Annotated in this window: 3 protein-coding genes; 1 reads left to right on the plus strand and 2 read right to left on the minus strand. The window is 42.2% G+C overall.

What is annotated here, in order from left to right:
* On the minus strand, positions 1–1,084 hold a 1,084-nt coding region (locus LC574_RS37250; RefSeq protein WP_229458642.1), incomplete at its 3' end, for a serine/threonine-protein kinase.
* A gap of 255 nt (positions 1,085–1,339) precedes the next feature.
* Entirely contained in the window at positions 1,340–1,723 is a 384-nt protein-coding gene (locus LC574_RS37255) for a hypothetical protein (RefSeq protein WP_229458643.1), read from the minus strand.
* A 128-nt stretch (positions 1,724–1,851) separates the two neighbouring features.
* On the opposite strand from LC574_RS37255, the gene LC574_RS37260 reads away from it, so the two are divergent.
* Positions 1,852–2,040 carry a hypothetical protein gene (locus LC574_RS37260; protein ID WP_229458644.1) on the plus strand — a complete coding sequence of 63 codons (189 nt, stop codon included), beginning with the start codon at positions 1,852–1,854 and terminating at the stop codon, positions 2,038–2,040.
* Positions 2,041–2,090 lie beyond the last annotated feature (50 nt).

Here is a 2,090-nt window from a genome sequence, read left to right on the forward strand (position 1 = left end):
GTTCAATACTGTTCCACCGTCTACCTTTCCAAGCCCATTCATTGCCTTTTACACCGAATGCGATCGCCAGAAACCACGAAAAATTCGGTATAAAACAGAACACTCCACGCCACACTTGATTCGGCCACATCCACAACCAAGGCATGAGAAATGCGCCCCAATTCCAACCGAGAATTTCCTCTGGGACTGTTTCATTGTGATTATTTATCCCACATCCAGAATTGTTGATTATTTCTCTTAGCGGTAAAAGCTGATTCTTGTTTGCAGATTTGATAGCCAAACCAGATTTGAGAACATTCAGTGCAACGCTTGCATTAGTAAATCGTTGTTCTGGAGCAGGTTCTATCAACTTTTGTAGCCAACTGACAAAACTGGGACTCAAGTTAACTCGGTCTGCAAATTGCAACCGCAAATCCTGCTGGGGTAAATCAGAGGGGGAAGTTCCTGTTAACAAATGAATCAAAGTCGCACCCAGTGCATAGAGGTCTGAAGCCGCAACCGCTCGACCACCAAATTGTTCCATTGGGGCATAACCATAAGTACCGACAACGGTAAAAGTAACGCCCTCTCTTGCCGCTTTATCTTGAACTGCACCAAAATCAACTAAATAAATCCGATTATCTTCGCCCCAGATTAAATTACTCGGTTTAATATCTCTATGCAGCACCCCTGGATTCAACTCATGTAGATAAATGAGAATATTTAAAACCTCAACAGCAATTTTTCTCGCTCGCTTTTCACTAAACCTTTCGCCAATAGCAAGTTTTTCCTTGAGCGACTCACCAGGAATATATTCTTGGATTAAGCCAAACCAGAGTGTGCGATCGTCGATACAAAAATAATCTATATATCGAGGGATGCGGGGATGATTTAGTTGTTTAAGGATTTGTGCTTCCCTCTCAAAAAGTTTCAAATCATCCCACTGGACAGTACCGCCAAAGGCCAAAAGTTTGACCACAACGGTCGAATTTTCGCCATCAGAGGCTTGTAAATCCTTTGCTAGCCAAGTTTGACGAATTCCATTGTTGCCGAGTTGGCGTTGAATTTGATAACGGTCTTGTAATATCTGTTCTGGTTGCAGCATTTGACACCTGCTGGCAATTTACTCTGATTCCCTTACTATTCAAGGATAGTCATTATCTAGAAAACCCGCTTGGCAGAGGGTAAAAAATATATTTTCTTCCTCCTGCCCTTCGGGTTCGGCAGTCCCCCATCGACGGGAACCGCCAAGACGGGGGCTGCCTCACCTCCTGCCCTCTGCCTTTCTTCGGTAAAAATAGACATAAAAAAATCCCCGGTTTTAGGATGCCGAGGAATAGTTAGCAAGGTTAATTAGGGTTTAGAGCATTCCCAGTATCTCTAGTGCTGTATCCAAATGCCATTTAACCCGATAGAGTCCAAATAACTTCTCTTGACTGTACCGTGCTGGGTACTCTAGCTTCCTTCCTTCCATCGTCACCTTAAGCAAGGCTGACTGCTCCGGTGTAGGTGTTCCCATAGCTTCTAGTGTCACTTCTAGGGCTTCTACTTGAGAGAATATAGGAGACTTTAATCCTTTATTCTCCGATACTTGCTTGCAGGCTACAACAGGGAAGGTCAGGAGCGCGTTAATGTATGATGCTTTATCAGCAGGGTTTCCTATTGCTTGGATGCCATACTGTATCAGACATAAATCGCGTAACGCTCTCAAGCTTTTAACTTCTAATTCTGTGCGTGTAAACATAAAATAGAGTTACCTCTTGTAAAAGTGGAAATCGGTGGTGAACTAGTTTGCAAGACACAATCGCCACCGATCTAAAACTCCATTCGCTTGCTATCACGCAGTTCAAGTCTTATTCATATTTCTCAACAATGCCTAATCCTAAAGGTAATCCAGAAAATTTAAAAAACTTCACCACAGACAGAGAAAAACCATTAACCGAGCAAGTCAATCTGAGAGTTACGAAAGAAATGAAGGAAGAGATACAGAAACAAGATAACCCTCCTGAATTTTGTAGAGAAGCAATTCAAGAGAAATTAGATAGGAATAAAGAGAAATAGTGAGAGCCAGATAATTTTTAGAGCAGTTGAAAATTTAGACTTTGGGATTC

Source organism: Nostoc sp. CHAB 5715 (assembly GCF_020829685.1).
In the GTDB taxonomy this organism is placed as follows: Bacteria; Cyanobacteriota; Cyanobacteriia; order Cyanobacteriales; family Nostocaceae; genus Nostoc.